This is a genomic window from Leptospira meyeri, assembly GCF_004368965.1.
GTDB lineage: Bacteria > Spirochaetota > Leptospiria > Leptospirales > Leptospiraceae > Leptospira_A > Leptospira_A meyeri.
On sequence record NZ_SORO01000001.1, the window covers coordinates 1,992,652 to 2,017,033 of the forward strand.

Here is a 24,382-nt window from a genome sequence, read left to right on the forward strand (position 1 = left end):
TTATAATGTGGCGATAATGGGTTTTCCGTTTTGGACGATGACAGTATGTTCGCACTGTGCCACATAACTGAGTTCGCCACGACGGTTACTGGCCACAAGGGTCCAACCATCTTCTTCTTCGTATGCAGTTTGACTTCCAGTAGAAATAAAAGATTCAATCGCAAGAACAAGGCCACTCCCCAATTTCCTTTGGTCACGTTTTTCTTCATAAACCAAAACTTGGGGTTCTTCATGAAGTTTTTTTCCCGTTCCATGGCCTGCTAAATTTTTGATCACAGTAAAACCATTTTCCACAGCAGCAGAATGAATTTCTCTTCCAATATGACGTAAATAATTGCCAGTGAACGCTTGTTCTGTGGCACGCATCGTTCCTTCAATTGCCGTTGCACAAAGTTTTTGGAGTGTTTCGTTGGAGCGACCAACCACAAAGGAAATTCCTGTATCTGCATAATAACCATCTAGTTTTGCAGAAACATCAATATTGACCAAGTCTCCATCTTTCAAGATGGTTTCTTTTTTAGGAATCCCATGTGCAATTTCAAAATTGGTACTGATACAAGTATACCCAGGGAATTTGTAATCAAATTTGGGTGCCGAAAATGCCCCTGCTTTTTCAAATTCTTGTTTGGCAACATGATCCAATTCCAAAGTAGAAACTCCGGGTTTTGCAAGAAGTTTCAAAAGTTCACGAACCTTTGCGACAAACTTCCCTGCTTTTAAAATCCCCTGAAGGTCTTTTTCATTTTGAATCGACATCTAAACTATCTCCCCACCACAACTGGATCCCGCACCGGCAGTACACCCGTAACAATGATTTGCTACTACAATCTCTCGGTTGAGGAAAGATTGCAAATCGAAATCCTTTATATGTTTTATGTTTTGTGATTTCAAATCTAACATTTGATTGAAGTCACAATCATACACGGAACCGTCATAACCTACCGAAATTTGATCCAAACACATGAGACCTTTAACAGTCGCTGGATTATAGGCATTGACCAAAGTTTCCATATACATTTCGAATTTACCAGCTCTAACTAAAGATCCAAGAAATCGATTGATCGGAAGATTGTTGATACAAAAAAGTTGGTTAAAAATAATTCCATATTTTTTGGAAAGGGTTTCCTTATATTCTTTTTCCAACTGCACCTGTCCTGAACTTAAAAAAAGTCCATTTGGGTTGTAAACTAAGTTGATAGGAAGTTTTGTTCCATAACCAAGAGCATTTAACTTCTTTAAGGCGGTGATTGATTTTTGAAATACACCTTTTCCTCTTTGATTGTCTGTGGTATTTTCCAAAACGGAAGGAAGTGAAGATACAATTTCTACCTTATGGTTTGCTAAAAAATCATACAACCATTCGTAACCTGGTTCTTCTAATATCGTTAAATTACAACGATCCATAACCCGTTTGCCAAGCTTAGTGACTTCTTCTACAAGGTATTTAAAATTTGGATTTCCTTCGGGAGCTCCACCTGTGATGTCGACTGTCTCAATTTCAGGAATTTTGGATATTAAGTCCAAACATAGATCCACAGTGGCTTTATCCATCACTTCAGTCCGTATAGGAGAAGCATCCACGTGGCAATGGCGACAAGCCTGGTTACACCAACGTCCTACATTGATTTGGAAAACTTTTAGTGATCTTGCAGGGATGGATTTCCCTACAGTTTCATAGAACGGTTTCCCACTGTACGAACGTAAGGTGGTATGTTGTTCAGTTACATCCATAAACTAAAAAGAAAGTTCATCAATTTTGTTTTGCATTTGGACACTATGAACCAAATTGATTCCAGCCGCCATCGCTGCTGCCACGTGAACCGCTTCATTCATTTGTGCTTCATCTGCACCTTTTTGCAAAGAAGTCGAAGTATAAGCATCAATACAATAAGGACATTTTAGCGCATGAGCCACAGCAAGTGCAATGAGAGCTTTTTCTCTTTCGGATAGAGCACCTTCTGCCATCACTGCATTGTAGTATCCAAAAAATTTATCTGCAAGTGCAGGATTGGTCCTTCCAATTTCTCCAAATTTTCCCAAATCTTTTGCATTATAATAATGATTTTCTGCCATAAATGACTCCTTAGCGTTAGACTTTTTAAAGTGACGTTGGAGTCAATGGGGTAGTTTTAGAAAGCTACTGACAAACACAGAATTTTGCTCAAAATGCTAAAAAACCGAACAGAGCAAAGCCAAAATTTAAGTAATGAACTTAGGCCTACGTTTCTCAATTAATGACAAAAATCCTTCCTGTCCATCAGAAGACAAAATGACTTTGGTGAAAAGGTCTGCATCAATTTGAAATAAGGATTCCATCTTTTTTCTATACGGTTCACGTAAGGCAGTTTTCATCCCACGGCTGGAATTGTTTGTGAGTTTGGAAAGAGATTCAGCAAATTTTAATGACTCACCAAACAATGATTCGGCACTAAACAATTCATCCACAAGTCCGATTTCTTTGGCTTCAGGACCTTTGATTTGTTTACCGGTGAATAAAAGGTCGCGCGTGACTTTTACACCTACCAAGTCTTGCAACACAATGGTTGGAATGGATGGAAAGTTAAGACCAACTATGGCTTCTGAAAACCCAATCCTTGCTCCTTTGTCCACCATGTACCGGTAATCAGAAAACAATGCAAACACTGCTCCCGCAGCCATACAATGACCATTCACTACTGCAATTGTAGGAACTGGAAATTGGAAATAGGTTTGTGCTGTTCGTAACAGTTGTTCAACGGATTTACGAACATCGGACTCTGTTTTTCCATACATAAGTGTGGGTTCAATGCCATTGGAGAAAAACTGTGTTTGTGCGGATGTAAAAAGCAAAACACGCAAATTTGGATTGTTTGCGTGTTTGTTTAAGATTTGTTCGAATAATACAAAAGCTTCGAAATCGAAAGTGTTCTTTTCATTGGATTGCATCTTGATTTCCAAGATGCGCTCTCCATGAAAGATCTCTGCAAAAGGAGTCATATTAACTGTTTTTGTAGAGTTCCAAAATTCTGTCTTTGTATTTTTCTGTAATCACGTGTCGTTTCATCTTCATTAAGTTAGTAAGTTCATCACCCACTTCAAATGGTTTTGTAATGAGTGTTACATACTGTACTTGTTCAAAGTTTTTGAATCCTGTTTTAACACTGTTAAAATTACGAACTTCTTTTTTGTAGAAATCTACAACCTTTGGATTGGTGATCAGTTTTTCAGGATTTTTTTCTGAAATTCCATTTTCTTCCGCCCAAGGAATCAGTGCATCAAAATCAGGAACAATAATGGCACCTAAAACCTTTTGGTCTTGGCCCACGATCATCGACTGTTTGATATAAGTTGACTCATCAATTTTATTTTCGATCGGAACCGGCTCTACGTTTTCACCACCAAGTAGAACAATGGTGTCTTTAGCTCGTCCAGTCAGTGTCAGTGTCTTTTTGAAATTGATCATACCGATATCACCGGTATTCATCCAATTGTCTACGATGGTCTTTTTGGTAGTTTCTGGATTTTTGTAATACCCCTTCATTACCTGAGGTCCCTTGATATGAACTACACCTTTCACACCTAACTTACCAAAGATGATATTTTTTTTATCATCAATATGGCAAAGGACATTTCCAGCATCATCTCGAATTTGAACTTGGCTAAGGGGAACAATATCACCCACAGACCCCATAATGGGACGATCAAAAGTTCGCGCAGAAATAACGGGTCCTGTTTCGGTCATACCGTATCCTTCAAGAACTGTAATTCCAATATCCATAAAGAAAGCATCCACATGTTTTTGGAGTGCCCCACCACCGGAAAGAGTGGCACGTAAATGTCCACCAGTCGCTTGACGAATTTTTGCGAGTACAATGCGATCTAACGTAAAGGAATTAAACAAAACCCCTAACCCAGCAACAACATACAAAGGAGTTTTAAAGGAACTTTCCTCGGGTAAAACAAACTGTACCGCAAGGATTGAGAGGATAGAAACTGTGAATGGACCAGTTAACAAAAGCTTAATGATAGAAAAGAGAGACAACCCTAAGGATTGAATGATATTTCTTCCTTCATAATCCACTTCCCAACCTTTTAGAAAACGGACTGCCGCATGGTAATGTTTTGAAAAAAAGTAGGCGACCTTAAACAAAAATCTTCTCACAGGAGGAGTTTGTTTAGGATCATTGATACGAGTATAAATCCCGTTATAAATACTTTCCCAAACACGTGGGGCAGAAGCCATAAAGGTTGGCCTAGCTTTTTGAATATCGTTACGAAGTTCTGTAACTTTTGTATAATAAGTAGAACCACCGTTGATGATGGCAAAGTATTCCACAACTCGTTCAAAGATATGCCAAACAGGAAGAATAGACAACATACGATCGTCAGGCGAAACCTTTGCAACTCGAGGAACCACATAATGCATTTGATGGATCATATTAGAATGCATGAGCATAACCCCTTTTGGCATTCCGGTAGTTCCAGATGTATATATGAGAGTGTACAAATCGTCCGGTTTGATTCCGGCCATTCGTTTTTCGGCTTCCCGTTTCCCTTTTGCCCGCATATCTCTCCCTTGTTCTAGGAGATCATAAAAATGAAGGATTCCAGCACCTGACTTTAGTTTGGTGTCTTTGTCCATTATGATAACGGTTTTGACCGACTTTACTTGGGATTTGTTGTTTTTATATTTTTCGTAGACTTTATCATTTTCCACGAAAACAACTTTCGCTTCAGAATGATTCAAAATATAAACGATTTCAGAATCAGTAATATCAGAACCCCGTGGAACGTTGGCAGCACCAGCAGTTAACACCGCACAATCGGCGATGATCCATTCCATACGGTTATCAGCAAGAACTCCGACGTGTTCTCTCGCCTTAACCCCTAATTCAATGAGGGCTTCTGCAAGTGCGAGCCCATCCTCGTAAAGTTCCTTGTAAGTGAGGGCTTGGTAATCCTTTTGGGCATTCTTATACCAGAATGCGGGTCTTGGACCGAATTTTTCTGCGGATTCCTTATAAACTTCTGCTAGGTTATTTGCCATATCTCTCCATCTAAAAGCGGTCTTTATGATAGGCCCTACTTTCAGATGGTCAAGAGAAATTTAGGCATTAATCCCAGTGGAACCCTTCGCGTTGGTGTCCTTTTTTCAAATGGCGTTTGCGAATTTCGCGGAGTTTGGTCATTTGTTCGAGATTGAGTAGGTTACGTGCCGCAAGTCCCATTTGAGGGAGAAGGGTTTCATCTTGTGTGTTGGCTAAAAACTGGTTGGTCTTCACAAAGGAGCTTTTAAACTCCAAATTCATATCGGGATAGAAATCCATACAAGCCTCCGTGCTTTCCGGTTTCCGGGGTATTTGTTTTTGGAGATTCCCACCATCCGTGGTAGGTAGCCTCCCCCCGATATATGTATCGCCGGAAAATGAATATCCTGAAGCAAAAAATTTTGCTTGTACTATTTTTTTTTATCTGATTTCTGGTATTCGTTCATGACAATTCGATTGGAAAATTCTACTGGCAGACGGAACGGGCGTTTCGTTGCTTATGAGTATGGGGAAGACTTATTTGGTACCCTGTATTTAAATAAATTTTCTGGTCGAGAAAAAGGTCGTCTCATCGACAAATGGAGATTAAATGATTTAGGAAGTCTCATTCGTGTGCTCGACACAGAGATTTCTCGTAGGGAAGAAGAAAATTACGAACGACCTCTTTTCCACTAATCCAACTTATCTGTTCCTAACGAAAAGGAACAAACGTTACCAAAACAAAATCCAATTCCTTTCACAAAAATTAAAAAGGGTTTCTTTACTTCGGTTTATAACTTTTTCCTTTTTTTTCTTTGCCCTACTTTTTTCTTATCTAAACAAAACATCTTGGAAAGAATATTTATATTCTCTTCTTATTCTATTTCCTTTCGTGTATTTGGTACGGCTGTATTCCAAGCGGAAGGTGCAAATCCTGTATGCCAAAAAAACAAACAATTTCCTTCAGGAAGAAATTTATAGGCTCCAAGGTGAATTTAAAAAAATCAAAACTAGGGAAGTTTGGGAGTATCCGGAGAGTGTACGAAACCATCCTCTTTCCATTGATTTAGATCTTTGCACCAAACAAGGATTTTTGGGTATTTATGATACTACGATCACGGAGGTTGGATTTCGGAATTATCTCAATCGTTTTCTACAAGAACCCATCGAAGATGCAAAACTAAATTTCCATCCAAATGAAATACGAAACATTCTGAAAAAAAACACTTATCATACATATCATCTCCTTCGTAAGTATTTAGTACCTGAGGCAGAAACCAATGAAAAGTTTCCCTTGTCTCGCATCAATTCAGAGGATTCTTTTTGGAAAAAAAGAAGGTTTTTAAAGGGTTTTTTCCCAATTTGGGGTGTTATCTCACCTCTGTATATAGTTTTGGGATTGTTATTTGACTTACCACTGATTCCCCTCCTTCTCCTGATCAATGGAATTCTGTTTGTTACTTACCGAAATGATTCTTTAAAACAATGGAAAGAAATTAAGGCGCTTTCTTCTGGGGCATCGAGGTTCCGAAAAATTTTTGTTTATTTAACAAAGGAAAGAAAAACCACCAAACAGATGATAGATCAAATTTCTTCTCTTGGTGATTCTGCTGAGTTACTTATTTCCCCTTTACCACATTTGATTTTGAATTTAATTTGTTTATGGGATCTTTGGAAAATCAAATCCCTAGAAAATTGGAAAAAAAAATTTGGAACTTTTTGGAATGATCTACAAATAGAAATCATAAAAACGGATTCCTTGTTACCTTTTGCGAATTTTGGATTTTTGTTTCCCGAAGCTAGTTTTGCAAACCAATCATCCGTTGGAAATTTAAGTGCCCAAAATTTGGTGCATCCGCTTCTCCCCAAGTCCAGTCGAGTGTTCAATCCGCTTACTGAAATGAAACCAGGAGATTTGATGATTGTGACGGGATCCAATATGAGCGGGAAAACGACTTATCTTAGATCTATCGCCATGTCTTTGTTACTTGCTGGATCTGGAGCTCCCGTACTTGGCTCGGGCTTTGAATTTCCTGAATTTCAAATTCATACACTTATTCGGTCTCAAGATTCAATGGAAGATGGAGTTTCCTTTTTTTATAGTGAAGTGAGACGGCTCTCTTCTATCATACAAAATGCTGATAGTTCTAAAAAAATTCCAATATTGTTTTTGGATGAAATTCTAAAAGGAACCAATTCGAAAGAACGTTTTATTGCCACACGAGAGATTCTTTCTGTCCTTAAAGAAAAACGGACAATCGTATTTCTTACAACTCACGATTTAAAATTAGCAGAAATTCCTTGGGCCAAACGATTCCATTTCACTGAACTAGAAAAAGAAGGACAAATGGACTTTGATTACCAAATCCGAGACGGGGTTTCTGGTTCTACCAATGCTCTCAAAATTTTAAAAAAAGAAGGGATTCCAATTCGAAACGAAAAGGAATAACTTTATTCGTTGGTTTTTTGTTCGTCTTCTTCCTTTCCACCAAACAATGATTTAAAACCTCTCCAACCTTTTTGAACTCCACCAGTTACATTATCCACAGCTTTGTTTACATATTCAGACATGGCTGATCCCGCAATCCCACCAACGGCAGCACCGGCTGGACTTGCTAAAAAAATAGATCCCGCATAAACAGAACCAAGCCAAATAGGATCTATGAACGGGGCGGAGATTCCATAGGTACCGCGGTAGATAATAGGAAGTTTTAATGCCCTCCCAGCAACACCAGGAAAAGCGATCGTAAATCGCATATCTATATTTTTATTAAAACCAATTTTGCCACCGCCGGAACCGACAATTCCATCCGCTTTTAAAGCAAAGTTTCTCACTTCAATGGATTCTTTTGCATAATGAAAATCAAATTTTAACTCGCGATAGGGGGTTGCTCTACTAAAGTCCACCTTCCTCAAATTGATAACGCTACCAATCGAACTAATCGGTTTTAAGATATTCGTATAACTTAACAACTCACCATTATTTGCACTGATATTTCCAATGATCTGTAAATTAGAAAGTAGACCTTCTTCTGTATCAGATGGAGAACCTAAAACAAATTCAGAATCTAATTTTCCGGTAATTGGCGAAATTTTAAAAAGATCAGAGAGGATTGGTGCCACACTTAAATTTTTGATATTTCCTTTGATCACAAGTCCAGGGTTGTTTCCCCAAACATAATGACCAGTGCCATCAACAGTTCCCTCGTAGGCTCTCATTTGATATTTAGTAATATTCAATTTGCGTTTTGCATAATTTAGATTTAATTTTAAGTAATCAGCATGAAAATCGCCTGCATTGAGATTTCTTAAATTAAAATTTAAATATACGTTCATCCTATTTACATAACCTGTACTAGGAATCCCCCTTGTTAAAATCGATTTTTCAAAATCTGGATCTATCCAGATCTTAATTACTTTGATGATGCTTGGTACATCCAAATAATCCGATGTACCCTCAAACGAGATAGTTGGCGATAGGGGTGGCTTTAAAAAGTTTACATAACCTGACCCATTTAACTTGGATTTACCTTTCCAATCAACGAGAATGTTTGCAAAAGAAATTTTGTCTTCCTTGATATCATAATTCATGATGGTTGAGACATGTCCATCAGCAAATGTTTTACCATCTCTTAGTGCCAAATCACGAACATGTAAACGATCAACGATTGCATAAATTTTAGTTTCGTCTCGTTTATAAAATGGAATGTTCCCCGTTGTTTTTACAAATCTCAAATCTCCATAAGTAAAAATGATTAGAATGTCATGAAGATCGATGCCTTTTAGATTTTGAAAAGAAAAATCACCTTCGAATCTTGCAGATTCGTAATTCATTTCATCTTTAACAAAAACAAAATTCGAACTAAATGAAATTGGTTCATCATTTAACTTACCGTATATATAAACATCTAAGTTTCGCAGATCACGATCTAATTGGAAAGTGGTTTCCCAAAGGTATAACTTTATATTTCGCGAATATAATTTATCTTCAAAGAGAATTGTGATGTTTTTAATTTCGATTTGGTTTACAAAGTTCGCAAAAACTTTTGAAAAGTAATATTTTTTTTCAGGTGATACTGTAGTTTCAATTTCTTTTGTTAATTCATTTGTATTAGATTCCGATTTTGATAGGATTCTTTCAAACAAGGGGAAGGATTCGTTTTTTTCTCGAGTGATCTCCACCGTTCCCGTATTAAGATATATTTTTCTAATTTCTAATGGCTGCCCAACAAAAACTCCATAATAAACTTCAATCCTTAGTTTATGTAGTTGAATCAATTCATCATCATTTTTCGATACTGATACCTCTCCTAACTCAATTCCAGGAAAGGGAAAAAACACTGGCTCCGAAACTTGGTAGTTCACCTGTAGTCCCGTTAGCTGATATGTAGTATCAAGGATTAGTTTTTTATAATAGTCGGGATCTGCAAGAAGGGGATACAGAATAAAAAACATCGTCATGGAAACGACAAAAATACCAGTGAGCAGAATTTTACCGACAACCCCTTTGATTTTATCTCGGATACTCAATTTCATACATTTTTACTTTAAAGGAAAATGGCACTTCACTCGGTGCGTCGCAGAAGGAAAACTTTCGATGGGTTCTTCCGTTTTACAGATTTCTTTTGCAATAGGGCATCTCGTATGAAATCGGCATCCTTGCGGTTTGTTCATCAAGCTGGGGATTTCCCCTGTTAATGGTTGTGATACCTTAGTACGATCCTTTAAATCGAAACTCGCAGAAAATAATGCTTTCGTGTAAGGATGGAATGGAGAGTTACTTATCTCGTCCCGACTCCCCTCTTCTACAATTTGCCCTAAATACATGACAGCAATTCGATCGGATACGTGTTTTACAATGTTCAAGTCATGAGATATAAACAAATAAGATAAGCTATATTTCTCACGTAATAACAAAATATTATTAATTACTTGTGCTTGTGTGGAAATATCCAATGCAGAGACTGCTTCATCACAAACAACAAGGTTTGGTTCTAAAATTAGTGCTCTGGCTATTGCAATCCTTTGTCTTTGCCCCCCACTAAATTCATGTGGATACCGATGCAATATATCTGAAGGTAAATTTACTTCCGCAAGTGCCAAAATCGCTTTTTCTTTTTTTTCGGAGGAAGTTAAATTTGGAAAATGAATTTGTAGTCCCTCGGTAATAATTTCCTCGATCGTAAAACGTGGATTCAATGAAGAATATGGATCTTGAAATACAACTTGGATTTTGCGACGAAGGGCTTTTTGTTCTTCTTTGGGAATGTTTTTAATTTCTTTATTTTCAAATTGAATTGAGCCAGAATCAAACGGTAATAAAGATAATATGGCTCGACCAATAGTTGACTTACCACAACCAGACTCACCAACAAGACCTAAAATTTTTCCTTGAGGAATAGAAAAACTAACTCCTTCAACGGCCACAAGTCGTTTGGAAGAAAAAGAAAGTGTATGTGATTGTTTATAAGAAACAACTAAATCTTTTACATTAAGCACTTTCTTTTCCCCCGTATAAAAAACATTCGACAGATTGGAATTCAGTTATCGGAATCAATTTAGGAACGGACCTGTCACAAAGATTAAGTTTTTCGCTACAACGTGTATGAAACCGACATCCTTTTGGATAGGATTTTGGTGAAGGTACAATTCCTTCGATTGTCACCAATTTTTTACCAATGTTTTCATGAGTCGGATATGCGGAGATTAAAGCTTGAGTGTAAGGATGTTTAGGTGTATCAATGATCTCACCAACTGTTCCTTGTTCAATGATCTTGCCAGCATACATGACTGCAATTCGATCGGCAATATGACTGACAAGACCGATATCGTGCGAAATGAACAAAACTGACATCCCATTTTCATTCCGAAGTTCTTTTAAAAGTTCAATCAATTGCAATTGAATCGTAACGTCAATGGCACTGGTTGGCTCATCTGCAATTAAAATTTTTGGATCGCACATCAAAGCCATAGCAATACATACTCTTTGTAACATACCACCTGAAAACTGATTTGGATATTGATTTAATCTTAGTTTGGCGTCTGTTATCCCAACACGCTCCAGTAAGTAAATAGCCTTCTGCTCTGCTTCTTCTTTGGAACCGAGACCATGTAACAAAAATCCTTCAGTCAATTGATTTCCAATTTTATGAAGTGGGTTCAAGGCAGAGAAAGGCTCTTGGAATACATAAGAAATTTCCCTCCCACGAACCGATCTTAGGTGATTTTCCTCAGCATTTAGCAAATCATTTTCTTCAAATAAAATTGATCCAGTAGGATAGACTGTTGTGTTGGATGGAAGAAGTTTAGTTAATGCCAAACTTGTAATTGACTTTCCACAACCCGACTCTCCGACAAGAGCCAAAGTTTCTCCCTTTGCCAATTCAAAATTAACATTGTCCACAATGGACAATATTCCATCGTCAGTTTTGATTTGAATGGATAGATCTTTAACTTGAATGGCTTTTGTGATATTTGTCATTCGTAAACCACCTTGTCTTTCGGATCAAATGCATCGCGTAATCCTTCACCCACAAAAGCGGAAAACAAAATGGTAAGAAACAGAGCTACTGATGGAAAGGTAATGAGCCACCAAGCAGTAAGCCTTTCCCTGCCTTGCCCAATCAGTTCTCCCCAAGATGGATTAGGAGCAGGAATTCCATAACCTAAGAAGTCAAGAGCAGATAACACGGAAATTGCAGAGATTAGAATAAAGGGCAAAAAAGTAACCAGCGGAGTTATTGAGTTTGGCAACAAATGGCGCATGATAATGGAAAAAGAAGAGGCACCCAAAGTTTTTGCAGCATCAACAAATTGTTGTTTGCGGAGTTTCAAAAATTCCCCACGCATATAATAACTTAAGCCAATCCAACTAAGCGAACCATAAGTAACAATCAATACAAAAAATCCCCTTCCAAAAAAAGAACCCATAATCAGAATTAAATATAAAAATGGAATGGCAGAAAGAATTTCTATGATTCGTTGCAAAATCAAATCGAGTCGACCTACAAAATAACCTTGTATTCCTCCAATAAAAGAGGCCAAAAAAATCTCAACAATGATCAGAATTAAACTGAAGGTCATTGCTAAACGATAACCATAAATAATACGAGTAAAAACATCACGTCCTCTGTCATCAGTTCCCATCCAGTGACGAACGTTTGGTTTAGAAGGAGGATTGGTCCCCTCTTCTAAACTGTCTAAGTTGTCTTCGTTGACTCCAAAAGGAATTGGAGGAAACATCATATAATTTGAAGAGTTGATGAATCTATCTTCTCTACTCAGCTTTTTATAATTAGGTTCTGTTAAATTATTTCCCCCAAATTTTGTTTCTGGATAAAAACTAAAAATAGGAAAAGAAACACTTCCTTCATAAAAAACTATCAGAGGTTTGTTATTAATCAAAAGAGGAGAAAACAAAGACAATATATAAGTATACAACAAAATCAACAAAGAGTAATAAGCTCGTTTATTCTTTTTAAACTTTTCCCACTTACGTATGTTTGCCGGGTTTGAAATAAAATTCATTCGAAATCAATCCTCGGGTCAATGAGTATATAACAAAAATCAGAGACAATTTTTCCAATGAGCCCCAAAAAACTCTGCGCAAGGAGTAAACCCATCATTAAATCTGTATCCCTTTCTCTTACCGCTTCAAAACTTAGAAGTCCCATTCCATCAATATTAAATACTAGTTCAATAAACAATGATCCTGAGAAAATCAAAGTTAGATTGCTACCAAAACCAGTCGCAATGGGAATGAGTGAATTTCGAAAAGCGTGGCGAAAAATCGAATCAGAAAAACTAAGACCTTTGGAAACAGCGGTTCGAACATATTCCTTTGCGATTTGATCGAGAAGACTATTTTTCATTAGCAAAGTAAGAACGGCAAAACTACCTACCACATAACAAATGACAGGTAAGAACATATGAGCAAGGCGATCGTTCACCTTTCCCCAAAAACTCAGATCTTCATAAAAATCAGAGACTTCGTGTCCTAAAGGAAAAAAGGAAAATACCTCGCCAGAAGCAAACAAATACAAAAGTAACATTGCAAAGGCGAAAACTGGAAGCGAATATGTAAAAAAGATAATGAAACTAGAAATAAAATCAAATCTGCTTCCTTCTTTTAATGCTTTCTGGATTCCCAAAGGTATACAGATCAAATAGGTTAAGAAAAAACCAGAGAGTCCAAAAAAAAGTGAAACAGGAAGTTTTTCAACGATGAGATCTGAAACTTTTCTGGAATGCAATCGAGACTCCCCCAAATCAAACTGTATAATTTGTTTCAACCACAGTAAATAAGCAACTGGCGCCGGTTTATCCAAGTGGAGTCTTTTTTTGATCAGTTCAATTTCTTCCTGAGAAATTTGTTTGGTGGAGGCACCTGCTAGATTACCTGCACCCTTCAATTTTGCAATCTCGCTATTGAGTGGTCCACCGGGAGCAAAATGAGAAATCAAAAAAACTAAAAAAGTGATTCCAAGTAAGGTTGGAAAAATGAGTAAAAAACGTTTTAAAAAATATTTCCACATATCCTAGAACTCCCACCACTCTTTCGGTTTTTTATAACCTTTCAATTCTAAATATCCTTTAGCAGACTTTTTTTGAATTGGATCTTTGGCTACTACGCCACCTTCCCAATAAATTGTTGCCGTTGTCTTTGTTCCATCAAACTCTTGTTCATTGAAAATGGGAGAAACCAACCATTCACCTTCTGGGTATTTGATTTTCCATTGGAGAGGGTATTCGATTTTTGTATTCGGACTTTTCCAAATGTGCCCTGCGGACTCCATTTGGATTTGGCCTGGTTTCGTCCAAGAGGTCACTTTTCCTTTTGGATCACGATAAGTCCCAAAAATTTCTGGAGACAATGCAGAAGATTCACGAAACCGAAAAAACACATAATCTCCACCGGATACATCTGACAAACAAATCCAATCCCAACCAGTTTCTCCCGTTGCTAAACTTGGAATAGATTTTGCGTTCTGTTCACTCCATTCATGATCCATCCAAGAATCTCCAGAAACAATGGTTTCTTGTTTTCCATCGAATGTCAGAGTTCCCTTTGTGTAAAGTCTCGGATAACTATAGTAATATGAAAATATATTGGGGTTTCGATTGGATTTAATCGACAGACCATCTTTTCCATGTATCAATATCTTTCCATTTCCTTCTAAATCCAAATCTAAACTCAATTTTTTGGTTTTTGAGCTAGCTTTGATATGAAATTTATCTTTGGAAAGAATTTCCAAATGATAATCTCCGCTATAAATAGTTTTATCAGTATATCCGGAAAGATCACCTATCGTTCGTTTTATGGTTTGAGATGTTTTGTGTTTTTGGGTCGTAAAATTGGAAATCGCAAAATGAACAGGAAATACTTCTGGATTCCAATCAGGATCGTTTGAAATTTTTAAACGAAAAAAAGACAATTCATACCCATATCGATTCCCAGAAGTGGATTCCAAATGCCCAACAAAATAACACCATTCCAAACCAAAATCAGAATGAAAAGAATGATCCTTTGGAAAACTAAAATGAAAAAAACAAACTGATAGAATTAAGATTTTTATTTTATTCATCAGGCAAAGACTCCCACTTTCTTTCAAGTGGAAGGATATGAAGGTAGGATTCTTCAATTCGTTTCATCTTTTCTATCACATCTTTCATTTTTTTCTTTTGGTTTAGTTTTCGATATAATTGTGCCAAGTTATATAAGTTAGATAGATTCGAATCGTTGATGGAATGAGCTTTTTTCCATTCAATCTCCGCTTTATCAAACATTTCTATTTGATAATAACAATAACCCAAAACCGAATGGGATTTGTAATGATTGGTTTTAAATTTGTTATAGGACTCTAATAAAGAAATTGCTTTTTCATAATTTCCATTATAAGCAAGTGCCTTCCCATAAAAAAGTTGTGTGTCTAGTTCACGCGGCAAAATTTGATGGGCTTGTTCATAAAAAAACAAAGCATCTTTATAATTTTTATTTCGATAAACTTCATCTCCTTTGGCCTTAATGACATTGAACTCTGCAAGTCTCGGAGATAACTGTAGACCCAAAAGAGTGATATCATCCATTGGATCTGTTCCCATCGTAAATTCTTTATGATTCGATAAAATAAATTCGACTGTTTCCTGAATCGATTTTTCAGCACAAGATTCTATGATTTGAATTAATTTAGTTTCTCCATACTGAATCCCTTTGTCATTTTCTGCTTCCGTGAGTCCATCGGTGTATAAAAACAATTTATCACCCGGCTCCAATTGAATTTGAAAGTCTTGGAAAGTATCACCGGCATCAGGAAACATTCCAAGGAAAGTTCCGTCCCCTTCACAAATTTCTGCCTGTTTGGTTTTGGCACGATAGAGTATAGGTCTCGGATGTCCGGCAACAGAATAAATGACTTTATAATCATCATGGATCAAAACATAAACACAGGTTGTATATCCTTGTTGTTTCACTAAATCCAAAAATTCTCTGTTGATCAGTTTAAAAGTTTCAGATGGTTTTGTTTTTTTAAAATTAGAAAACAATAACTTAGATAAGGCGGTAATAAAAGCTGCCGGAACACCATGGCCAGATACATCACAAACAGCCACTCCTAACTTATTCGTATGATATGGAAAATAATCGTAATAATCCCCGCTCACCTCCTGCATTGGAGTAAACCCTGTCCAAAATTGGATACCGTTCCAATCGGGGATGATTTCTGGAATTAGACCTTTCTGAATATTTTTTGCAAGTCGTAAGTCTTTTGCCATGGAGAGTTGTTTTTTTTCCAACTCTTGTTTGAAAGATTTTAATACTTCAACAGCAGCTTCCAGATCTCTGTTTTCAATGGCGAGTTCTCTTGACCTTCGAACCACATCTTTAACATCTACAATTGAAATTTCTTCTAATTGTGAATCAATTCGAGAAGTGACCATCACCCGATGCCTGTTGCTGACATCATCCTTTGTTAAACGAGATCGCGACAAAAATAAATTATCTTCCGACCACTCCAATTCGTATTCATTGGAATCTGCGCCAAACTGAATGTCCTCACCCAACTCCTTATGTGAGACGTGAATTCCGAAAAGTTTGGTTTTTGTCATTCGAATCGCAAAGGTTTTTAGTTCAAAAAGTACGGCAAGGCCATTGAGCATTCCTTGAAAAAAGACGGCATCGTACCACTTCTCTTGGTATTCAGGCAAATATTTGAATACAAATAAAACCTTATGATCGGAAAGTGTTTTTACATTCAAATATACTACTCGTGTTAGTCGACCAATCAAAATCGGGAGTCGACAAATCATCTCTTCTAAATCAATCCGAGAATCGTCTAGAGGTAATAAATCGTATGCATTTGTAATGAGACTTTCAGTTCCTAGATGGTATAAAATTCCAGAGATATCTAGAGATTGAGAAACAATATTGATGATTTTATCTTCCAGTTCTTGTGAAATCCAATAATTAGGATCTTTTAAAATTCGATTATAGACAATATCATCTAAAATTTCAGGAAAAGGATTGGTATGGCGGGATAGGTGATTCTCACGTTGGTACACCTGCACCAGTCCCGAGACACGTTTTGATGATATTTCTCTTCCAGCGTGCAGTGGTAAAACCCTCACCGATGGTTTCCCTTCGGTAGGAGAAAAATAAATTTCAATCGATCCCTAGGCAATAGATTTTTCAATGGAGATATGATTTGGTATCTTCGTGTCTTTGGCGTTTTTGTTTTGGTTTTTACGGTAGCTGTATTTCGACAAAGTGCAACAAAACTGGAAAGAACATGGGATGTCACAAACAAACCAGAACAAGTGCAAAAGGTACTTTATGATTCGTTTCAACCCAAATCTTTTCGTACACCTGTGGTCGGAGAAACCTGGGAAACTAAGGTCATGGGAGAGGTTGTCAAATCTACAACTACGCTCGTAAATTCACAGGGCAATTTCGAATTCCAAATCACAACCGAAGGTTTCAAACATTACCAAGTCCTAAAAGAAACCTATAGCCTGGAACCCATCCAGAACGGTGTTCGCATTCATGGAACTTGGGATTTGGAAACCAAACCAAACACAATTTCCAAACTTCTTTTTTTATTTTTTAGCGATGCGGACCTAAACTATCTCGCAGAAGGAAAACAAAAATTATTCTAAGATTTTGACTTTGTACTTTCAAGCAAAACGGTAGCCATCACCATCACACCTTCACTTCGTCCCAGTGATCCCATTCCTTCGGATGTGGTGGCTTTAATCGAAACACAATCTAATGGCAATTTGGTGATATTAGCCAAAGAAGCATTGAGTTCTGCACGAATCGGATTGATCTTCGGATGGTCACCAACGTACGTACAATCGATATTCACTAGTTTAAACTTTTTCTCAGTCATCAGTTCTAAACACTTTTCGATGATCCTAGAAGATTTCATATTTTTATACTGAGGGTCTGTATCAGGAAAATGAACTCCAATATCTCCTAAAGCCAATGCTCCCAAAATGGCATCTGCCACTGCATGTAAAATCACATCCGCATCACTATGACCAAGAAATGCAAATTCTGATTTTACCTCAACACCGGCAAGTACCAGTGGGCGAAAGGGTTCCTGAATTAATTTATGAAAATCGATTCCGTTTCCAACTCTAAACATAGATCCTACTTTTTATAACTCAATTCTAACATTCGGTTCACAGACTTTTGTGCGAGACGAATCACTTCTTCATCTAAAAAAATTTCATACTGTTCTTTGAGAAGTGCATCTCTTACTTTTTCCAAAGTAATTTTTTTCATATGGGGACAAGTCTGGCAAGTGGAAACAAATTCTTTTTCAGGGAATTCGGCACGTAGATTATCACCCATAGAACATTCTGTCACTAGCATAATTTTATTTGTTTTGCTTTGGCGAATGAAATCAACCATCTGTGAAGTAGATCCAGAAAAATCTGCCTCTTTCACAACATCTTCATGACACTCCGGGTGGGTGATGACAGTCAAATTACCAGAAAACAATCGTTTTGCGGAACGTATATCTTCCGGGGTGTACATTTCGTGCACCATACAACGACCTGGATGAGAAATAATTGTTTTGGAAGTTTGGTTTCTTACGTTTCCTGCCAAATATTCATCAGGAAGAAAAATAACTGTGTCCCCTTCGACCGCATTTACAATTTGTAAAGCATTGGCTGAAGTACAACAAACATCCGTTTCTGCTTTTACCTCCGCCGAACAGTTGACATACGTAACAACAGGAACACCGGGGTATTTTGCTTTCAGTGCTTTGACATCATCTCTTGTAATGGCTTCCGCTAGTGAACAACCAGCTTTCATGTCGGCGATCAGAACTTTTTTTTCTGGAGATAAAATTTTGGCAGTTTCTGCCATAAAATGAACCCCATTAAAAAGAATCATAGAGGCGGTGGTTTCCTTTGCCATTTTAGAAAGATACAAAGAATCTCCAATGATATCGGACACTCCCCAAAAAACATCTGGAGTCATATAATTATGACCAAGGATGACTGCATTTTTTTCTTTTTTGATACGATTGATTTCTTCTGCTAAGGGAAGAATTCTTTCTTCTATTTCATGCGGAAGATAAATCGGATTTAGTTTTTGGATCAGTTGGTCTTTAGTGACAAGTGACATATAACACTCCTTATGTGGATATCAAAACGGATCGGAACGGAGAACCGTGTCGGTTTCTCGAAGTCCTGAGTCTGCAGGAGGAACTGCGTTCTCTAATGAGGCACATTGGTTAAAAGCCTCTCGGAAGGATAGTTCCGCTTGAGAAGTCCCTGTTCTTTGGACTCGTCGATAATCGGAATTGGAATTAAAAGAATTTTGATTGCATGCTTTGGATAGATTATACGCTAAATTGACTCTCGTAAAACAATCGAAATACAAAATAGCAACAGCATCCGTACTTAGTTCTTGTGGGAGAATTTCTCCTTTTAATCGCGAGGAAAGATTGGAACAAACTGACAAACTAGAATCTGCGGCAGCCACACAATTTGCTTCTGATAAAATAAATCTTTGACAAGCAGAATTAATGGCGTTCCCCTGCGAAAGGATCGAACTTAGAAGCTCCGTATCAGACTCTTCGTCCGATTGGTTTTTACAACCATTTGCCAAAAAGACAATGCCTGTTAACAAAAAGAAAACGATCATCTTCCTTTTCATACTGATTCTACTTTCCCTCCTTTTGGGTGGTCTTGTCTATTTCCTTTTTCTGAAAAAAACGAAGTCTGATCCCCAACAATCCTCATTCGATTCTCGTTCTGAGGTCTATTGGCAGAGGTTACAAAATCGACCAGAGGTTCTACAAGGACCTGGATATCCTTCCGATTTACGCGATTTTTTAGAAACGCTACGAGGAAAAGAATCCTATCTCTGGAAAGGAGATCGGGATAAAACTTATGCTTATTTATTGGAGACTTTTCCAGACGAAAGAGGCCATGTTCTTTATGCCGTGTACGTTGCCTTTATGAATTGGAAGGAAAAAGTAATGGAAGTCGAAGAAAACGAAGGAATTTCTTCTTATGAAAAACTAACAGCCGTGAATCGTTTATCAGAAGAAATTTTTCCTCTTATGATTCGCAATCTCATTTTTCCTAAACACCCCACGACTCCTCCGGTTTGGCTTCTCTCCTATCTGGAAGATTATGTTCAGAAAAATCCCTACAGTTATGCCAGAGAACGCAAACGTATCTTCCTTAAAAAAAAGCAGGAACTCTACAAAACAGAAAAATGGGAAATCCAATCCTGGGAAAGTCCTATGTTTTTCCAGAAGGTAGTCGACCTAATCTACGCAAGAGAATTATTAGAAATGTCCGAAGAGGAAAGAACTTCTTACCGCAGTGCAAAACAAGAAGAACTGAAAGTCGATTTTTGGAATTGACAACTGCCTTGATCACCCCCATATAAATGGGGTTATGAAACAAATTCTTTTCTACCTTCTCTTAGTAGGATTCTTATTCCAATGCAGTAGCAGTCCCAAACGACTCGACAACGCTGATGATTATATCTCCGACTCAGGTGGGCTTACCAGCCAGGAATTGGTGAAAGCTGCCGATAAACTCGCAGGTCAAATTGGGGAATACTTTAAAGAAAACCCGCACGAAGAAGGTGTTTTTGTTGCGCATTTCCCTACCCGTAACGATACCTCGGAACAAATCCAAACAGAACTTTTTGACAACGCTTTTGTTTCTAAACTCATCAAAAGCAAAATTTATACGGTTCGTACAAAAACGAGAGAACAATCACTCAATGAAATTCAGTTCAGTTTGTCCGGTCTTACTTCCAATCGCCTTTCCATTGGAAAATTAAAATCTCCGAATTTCTTTGTTCGTTGTGATATCAATGAAAATATGTTCACATCTAACGGTGAAAAAATTGTAGAGCAGTCCATCAACATTGAACTTGTAGAAGTAGAAACTACAATCGCTGTTTGGTCTGAAAAAGTTTCCTATCGAAAATTAGCAGTTCGAGGAAATAAAGGGGTTAGCTGGTAATCTCTACCCATCAATCCATGAAAAAAACAATTCTCTTTCTTTCTCTTTTCATACTCGGTTGCGCAAGTGATTATAACAAAATCATCCAAGCAACTGAATCGGCGTACTACGGTCAGAACTATGACTCTGCCATTCCAAAAATTAGAGAACTTTACGAAGGTTCCTCTAACAAAGATAAACTTTTGTTTTTAATGGAAGCTGGTATGATTTTTCATACTAAAGGGGATTACGTTACCTCTAATAAAGTTTTTAAAGAAGCAGAAGACTTAGCAGACAATATCAAAGTCAGTATGACAAGGTCGGGACTTTCGTTTGTTCTTTCCGACAACGAATCCAACTATACCGGAGAAGATTTTGAAAGGGTAATGATTAAGTTCTACATTGCGAACAATTACCTACTCCAAGGTGATACCAATAATGCAAAAATTTATTTTCGAAGACTCGACTTCGAATTAAAGGAAATGCGTTTTTTAGCACCCGATTACCGACAAAACAATGCCGCTCGCCTCATTGATGCCTATGTATCCGAAAAATTAGGTCGGTACAATGATGCAAGGGTTCAATACAAAAACATGGAACAACTCATCGGAAAAAGCCAAAACCTAGTCGCCGACAGATATCTGTTAGCTGTTAGAGAAGGGGATTCCGGTGACCAGGCAAAATATGCGGCAGGGCGTTCCAGTTTGCAAGCTTACAATCGTTCAATGCAAAGAACCTCTCCTGAAAATGAAAAACTTTCTGAGGTCATCATCATTCATGAAGCAGGAAAGTCGGCGATCAAGATGTCTCGAGGAAAACTCATGGACGATGAGTATTTTGCAGTGGCACTTCGAGGCGCTGTTGAAATTGGATTACGTGCCAAAGGGGCCGGTGCTTCTCTTGCAGGTGCCGTTGCCGCACTATCAGTAGCCGAAAATCCAATCCCCATTTACAAAGAAAGAGATCCAAAAGGTTCCCTTCCCAAAAAGTATTACATCAATGGAGTGGATGTTGGATATTCCGATATCATGAACAATTACTCCGAAACAGCAATGAACAACTTCAATGAAAATTACAAAACGATGATTACTAAAAACCTAACATCTTTGTCGTTGAAAGTTGTGGCTGCAGTGATTGCATCGGAAGCCATGGCGCGTGCCATTGAATCTGGTGGGAAAAATAAAAACAATGATTTGGTATCTAGTTTGATTCGGGTAGCCGCTGGTGCTGCGGCAGGGCTTGCTGTTTCACAAACCATTGCCCCTGATCTGAGATGTTGGAGGACCATTCCTGCCAACTTCCAAGTCAAACGGATCCTTCTTGCACCCGGAGAATACGACTTTAAAGTAGAATCTCCAGGATCGGTTGTGACGGCCGCACCGAAAAAACTTCTAGTAGAAGCCGACAAACCTTTGTTTGTTTCCGTACGTTCTTATTCGAACTAACCTAATCGATTATTTTAATCGCTCTTTCTTCTTAAAAAAGCAGGAATGTCGTAATCCTCTCCGTAATTTTGAAACGGGGAGGATTGTTTCTGAGAAGAAAATCCCCGATTGGATTGGCGAATACTTCGAACAGAATCTTGTTCCTTTCCAAAACCAATATCTTTTTCTTCCGACTTCCTAACATAAACCATAGGAGAAACAGATTCTTCGGAACCCACAACCTTTTGTTCTCTTTGGTATTGTTTTCCCCGTTTAGCAAATCCAGTTGCAATCACAGTAACTCGAATCTGATCGGAAAGTGAAGAATCTTCATTGAGTCCAATGATGATATTAGCATCGGGGTCCGCTTGTGCTGTGATGATTTGTGAAACTTCATTCCATTCATGGATGGTCAAATCATTTCCACCAGTCACATTGATGAGGAGAGACTTTGCACCTTGTATGCTCGAGTCTTCTAACAATGTGTTGTTGATTGCTTGTTCTACAGCTTCACTCACACGTGTTTCTCCTCGACCTTCCCCAACACCTAAAATGGCATCCCCAGTATCTTTCATGATGGTTTTTACATCAGCAAAGTCTACGTTGATGATTCCCGGATGGTTGATGATATCACTAATCCCTCGCACACCATTTAACAAAATATCATCGATCACTCGAAATGCCATATCCACAGGTGTGTTTTTGTCCACAACTTGGAAGATAGAATCATTACGAATGGTGATGAGTGTGTCTACGTTGGCACGAAGTTGATCGATTCCTTGTTTTGCAAGTTCTGCTCTGCGTTTTCCTTCAAAAGAAAAAGGAACCGTCACAACTCCCACTACCAAACATTTTAATTCTTTGGCAATTGCAGCAATAATAGGTGCCGCCCCAGTTCCTGTTCCTCCACCCATCCCCGCTGTCACAAAAACCATATCTGCTCCTTTGAGGGCCGACACAATGCGTTCTTTGTCTTCAAGGGCTGCCTTTTCACCGAGCTCTGGGTCACCACCAGCACCCATCCCACGAGTGACTTTGTTACCTAACTGGATTTTAACTTCTACAGGAGATTTTAATAATACTTGTTCGTCGGTGTTCATTACAATGAAGTCGACACCTGTCATTTTAGAGTGAACCATTCTTGTGACGGCATTCATTCCGCCTCCACCAACTCCAATGACCTTAATAATTGCTGGGCTTGTTTTTTCTTCTTCTAGGTACAACATTCACTTATCCTTAGAGATTATTCTCCATCCAACGACGAACCTTCTTCATCCATCCATCGGAATCAGATCCGGAATGCATATTTCTCTGTTCTAAATTTTGTATTTTGGAACTGTATTTAATCAGGCCCACGGCAGTGGCATATTCGGGGCTAGAAATTTTATCCACAAGACCACTGAGTCCTGCTGGTTTTGCACGACCCACTGACAGGCGTAAAACTTCCTCGGCAGTGGCTTCAATGCCCTGTAACAAAGAAGTTCCGCCAGTAAGGATCACACCTCCCGCCAAACTTGACTTAAATCCTGAACGAACCAATTCATGATCAATCATTTCTAAAATTTCACGAACCCTTGGTTCTAGAATTTCAACGAGTTCTTGGCGAAAAACGGAACGAGCTGGCCTTCCCGAAATAGATGGAATTTCAAATTTTTCTGTGGGGTCCACCATATCAATTCTTGTATGGCCATATCTTTTTTTGATAACTTCCGCTGTTTCGACTGTAGTTTTTAAACCGATGGAAATATCGCTTGTGATATGAAATCCACCAAAGGGAACTACTGAAGAAAAAGCAATTCCCCCATCCACATAGATAATGATATCACAGATTCCGGCACCAATGTCAATGACAGCAGTTCCCAAATCTTTTTCGCCAGAAGTAAGGATGGCCTCCGAAGAAGCAAGGCTTGATAAAACTCTATCCATTTGTAAAAGACCAGCTTGCTCCACACAACGATCAATGTTATTGAGAGCCGTATTTCCACAAGATACAATATGTACTTCTGCTTCTAAACGAACCCCTGTCATCCCGATGGGATCTTTGATATTGACTTGGTCATCTACTTTGAATTCTTTTGTGAGAACATGGATGACTTGTTGGTCACCTGGAACATGTACAGCTTGTGCAGCTTCCACAACTCGCATAATATCTGTTTCTGATACAATTCGTTCTCTGTTTGTCACAGCAATGATACCTTTTTCGTTAAACCCGTGTACGGACTTTCCAGATACATTGACCACCACAGTATTCACTTCCTGCCCAGCCATCAATTCTGCATCACCAAACGCTTCTATGATGGACTTGGTTGTTGTTTCTATATTGACAATGGAACCATTTTTGATACCGGCAGAAGGATAAACTCCCGTTCCAATAATTTCGATTTCATGTTCCCCTAGAAGTCGTCCAATAACAACTTTAACTAGAGAGGATCCCAAATCCAAGGCCGTTATGATAGGTGCATCATCATAAGTCAT

At 38.1% G+C, this 24,382-nt stretch carries 24 protein-coding genes; 6 read left to right on the plus strand and 18 right to left on the minus strand.

Annotated features, from left to right (window positions below):
- From map to CLV96_RS09330, 6 genes are all read right to left on the minus strand, one after another.
- Positions 1 to 756 (minus strand): type I methionyl aminopeptidase, encoded by a 756-nt coding sequence (map, locus tag CLV96_RS09305; RefSeq protein WP_004784765.1) that lies wholly within the window; start codon positions 754 to 756, stop codon positions 1 to 3.
- Positions 757 to 1,731, minus strand: a complete 975-nt coding sequence (arsS, locus tag CLV96_RS09310) for an arsenosugar biosynthesis radical SAM (seleno)protein ArsS (RefSeq protein ID WP_004786108.1) — start codon at positions 1,729 to 1,731, stop codon at positions 757 to 759. It abuts the gene before it with no gap.
- Between the two features lie 3 nt (positions 1,732 to 1,734).
- Complete coding sequence (locus tag CLV96_RS09315; protein WP_004786634.1) at positions 1,735 to 2,073, minus strand: arsenosugar biosynthesis-associated peroxidase-like protein; 339 nt, start codon at positions 2,071 to 2,073, stop codon at positions 1,735 to 1,737.
- A gap of 126 nt (positions 2,074 to 2,199) precedes the next feature.
- Positions 2,200 to 2,976 (minus strand): enoyl-CoA hydratase/isomerase family protein, encoded by a 777-nt coding sequence (locus tag CLV96_RS09320; protein ID WP_040917245.1) that lies wholly within the window; start codon positions 2,974 to 2,976, stop codon positions 2,200 to 2,202.
- A 1-nt stretch (position 2,977) separates the two neighbouring features.
- Positions 2,978 to 5,026 carry an AMP-dependent synthetase/ligase gene (locus tag CLV96_RS09325; RefSeq protein WP_004786238.1) on the minus strand — a complete coding sequence of 683 codons (2,049 nt, stop codon included), beginning with the start codon at positions 5,024 to 5,026 and terminating at the stop codon, positions 2,978 to 2,980.
- A 67-nt stretch (positions 5,027 to 5,093) separates the two neighbouring features.
- On the minus strand, positions 5,094 to 5,306 hold the full coding sequence (locus CLV96_RS09330; protein ID WP_231292475.1) for a hypothetical protein: 213 nt from the start codon (positions 5,304 to 5,306) through the stop codon (positions 5,094 to 5,096).
- Between the two features lie 165 nt (positions 5,307 to 5,471).
- On the opposite strand from CLV96_RS09330, the gene CLV96_RS09335 reads away from it, so the two are divergent.
- A complete protein-coding gene (locus CLV96_RS09335; RefSeq protein WP_004785568.1) occupies positions 5,472 to 5,702 on the plus strand; it encodes a hypothetical protein in 231 nt (76 codons plus the stop codon).
- Between the two features lie 229 nt (positions 5,703 to 5,931).
- Positions 5,932 to 7,455, plus strand: coding sequence for a MutS-related protein (locus CLV96_RS09340; protein ID WP_004784427.1), 1,524 nt, complete (start codon positions 5,932 to 5,934; stop codon positions 7,453 to 7,455).
- A 2-nt stretch (positions 7,456 to 7,457) separates the two neighbouring features.
- Here the strand turns inward: CLV96_RS09340 and CLV96_RS09345 are convergent, their stop codons facing one another.
- The 7 genes from CLV96_RS09345 to CLV96_RS09375 are packed head-to-tail and all read right to left on the minus strand — an operon-like array spanning position 7,458 to position 16,562.
- On the minus strand, positions 7,458 to 9,542 hold the full coding sequence (locus tag CLV96_RS09345; protein WP_004787595.1) for an AsmA family protein: 2,085 nt from the start codon (positions 9,540 to 9,542) through the stop codon (positions 7,458 to 7,460).
- 6 nt (positions 9,543 to 9,548) lie between these two features.
- The gene (locus tag CLV96_RS09350) at positions 9,549 to 10,505 is read right to left on the minus strand and encodes an ABC transporter ATP-binding protein (RefSeq protein WP_004787254.1); all 957 of its coding nucleotides are present in this window, start codon (positions 10,503 to 10,505) and stop codon (positions 9,549 to 9,551) included.
- The gene (locus CLV96_RS09355; RefSeq protein ID WP_004784562.1) at positions 10,498 to 11,487 is read right to left on the minus strand and encodes an ABC transporter ATP-binding protein; all 990 of its coding nucleotides are present in this window, start codon (positions 11,485 to 11,487) and stop codon (positions 10,498 to 10,500) included. Before CLV96_RS09355 ends, CLV96_RS09350 begins: the two co-directional genes overlap by 8 nt.
- Positions 11,484 to 12,533 carry an ABC transporter permease subunit gene (locus CLV96_RS09360; RefSeq protein WP_004785678.1) on the minus strand — a complete coding sequence of 350 codons (1,050 nt, stop codon included), beginning with the start codon at positions 12,531 to 12,533 and terminating at the stop codon, positions 11,484 to 11,486. Before CLV96_RS09360 ends, CLV96_RS09355 begins: the two co-directional genes overlap by 4 nt.
- Positions 12,530 to 13,540 carry an ABC transporter permease subunit gene (locus CLV96_RS09365; protein WP_004787645.1) on the minus strand — a complete coding sequence of 337 codons (1,011 nt, stop codon included), beginning with the start codon at positions 13,538 to 13,540 and terminating at the stop codon, positions 12,530 to 12,532. Before CLV96_RS09365 ends, CLV96_RS09360 begins: the two co-directional genes overlap by 4 nt.
- 3 nt (positions 13,541 to 13,543) lie before the next feature.
- On the minus strand, positions 13,544 to 14,590 hold the full coding sequence (locus CLV96_RS09370; RefSeq protein WP_004787614.1) for a carotenoid 1,2-hydratase: 1,047 nt from the start codon (positions 14,588 to 14,590) through the stop codon (positions 13,544 to 13,546).
- Entirely contained in the window at positions 14,583 to 16,562 is a 1,980-nt protein-coding gene (locus CLV96_RS09375; protein WP_004785214.1) for a SpoIIE family protein phosphatase, read from the minus strand. The genes CLV96_RS09370 and CLV96_RS09375 overlap by 8 nt, the downstream gene beginning before the upstream one ends.
- Positions 16,563 to 16,700: 138 nt before the next feature.
- On the opposite strand from CLV96_RS09375, the gene CLV96_RS09380 reads away from it, so the two are divergent.
- On the plus strand, positions 16,701 to 17,156 hold the full coding sequence (locus tag CLV96_RS09380; RefSeq protein WP_004787644.1) for a hypothetical protein: 456 nt from the start codon (positions 16,701 to 16,703) through the stop codon (positions 17,154 to 17,156).
- On the opposite strand, the gene ispF is transcribed toward CLV96_RS09380, so the two are convergent.
- From ispF to CLV96_RS09395, 3 genes are read right to left on the minus strand one after another with little or no spacing between them, the layout of a single operon-like run.
- Positions 17,153 to 17,647: a 2-C-methyl-D-erythritol 2,4-cyclodiphosphate synthase gene (gene ispF, locus CLV96_RS09385; RefSeq protein ID WP_004784293.1), complete on the minus strand. Its 495-nt coding sequence runs from the start codon at positions 17,645 to 17,647 to the stop codon at positions 17,153 to 17,155. The genes CLV96_RS09380 and ispF overlap by 4 nt on opposite strands.
- A gap of 5 nt (positions 17,648 to 17,652) precedes the next feature.
- Positions 17,653 to 18,639 (minus strand): quinolinate synthase NadA, encoded by a 987-nt coding sequence (gene nadA / locus CLV96_RS09390; RefSeq protein WP_004786572.1) that lies wholly within the window; start codon positions 18,637 to 18,639, stop codon positions 17,653 to 17,655.
- Between the two features lie 21 nt (positions 18,640 to 18,660).
- Entirely contained in the window at positions 18,661 to 19,173 is a 513-nt protein-coding gene (locus CLV96_RS09395) for a hypothetical protein (protein ID WP_004785285.1), read from the minus strand.
- On the opposite strand from CLV96_RS09395, the gene CLV96_RS09400 reads away from it, so the two are divergent.
- From CLV96_RS09400 to CLV96_RS09410, 3 genes are read left to right on the plus strand one after another with little or no spacing between them, the layout of a single operon-like run.
- Entirely contained in the window at positions 19,133 to 19,891 is a 759-nt protein-coding gene (locus CLV96_RS09400) for a hypothetical protein (protein ID WP_004787456.1), read from the plus strand. The genes CLV96_RS09395 and CLV96_RS09400 overlap by 41 nt on opposite strands.
- A gap of 34 nt (positions 19,892 to 19,925) precedes the next feature.
- A complete protein-coding gene (locus CLV96_RS09405) occupies positions 19,926 to 20,504 on the plus strand; it encodes a penicillin-binding protein activator LpoB (RefSeq protein WP_004786495.1) in 579 nt (192 codons plus the stop codon).
- A gap of 17 nt (positions 20,505 to 20,521) precedes the next feature.
- On the plus strand, positions 20,522 to 21,928 hold the full coding sequence (locus tag CLV96_RS09410; RefSeq protein WP_004784942.1) for a COG3014 family protein: 1,407 nt from the start codon (positions 20,522 to 20,524) through the stop codon (positions 21,926 to 21,928).
- 14 nt (positions 21,929 to 21,942) lie between these two features.
- Here the strand turns inward: CLV96_RS09410 and ftsZ are convergent, their stop codons facing one another.
- Both ftsZ and ftsA read right to left on the minus strand, forming a co-directional pair.
- The gene (gene ftsZ / locus CLV96_RS09415; protein ID WP_004784160.1) at positions 21,943 to 23,133 is read right to left on the minus strand and encodes a cell division protein FtsZ; all 1,191 of its coding nucleotides are present in this window, start codon (positions 23,131 to 23,133) and stop codon (positions 21,943 to 21,945) included.
- A gap of 10 nt (positions 23,134 to 23,143) precedes the next feature.
- Positions 23,144 to 24,382, minus strand: a complete 1,239-nt coding sequence (ftsA, locus tag CLV96_RS09420) for a cell division protein FtsA (RefSeq protein WP_004787547.1) — start codon at positions 24,380 to 24,382, stop codon at positions 23,144 to 23,146.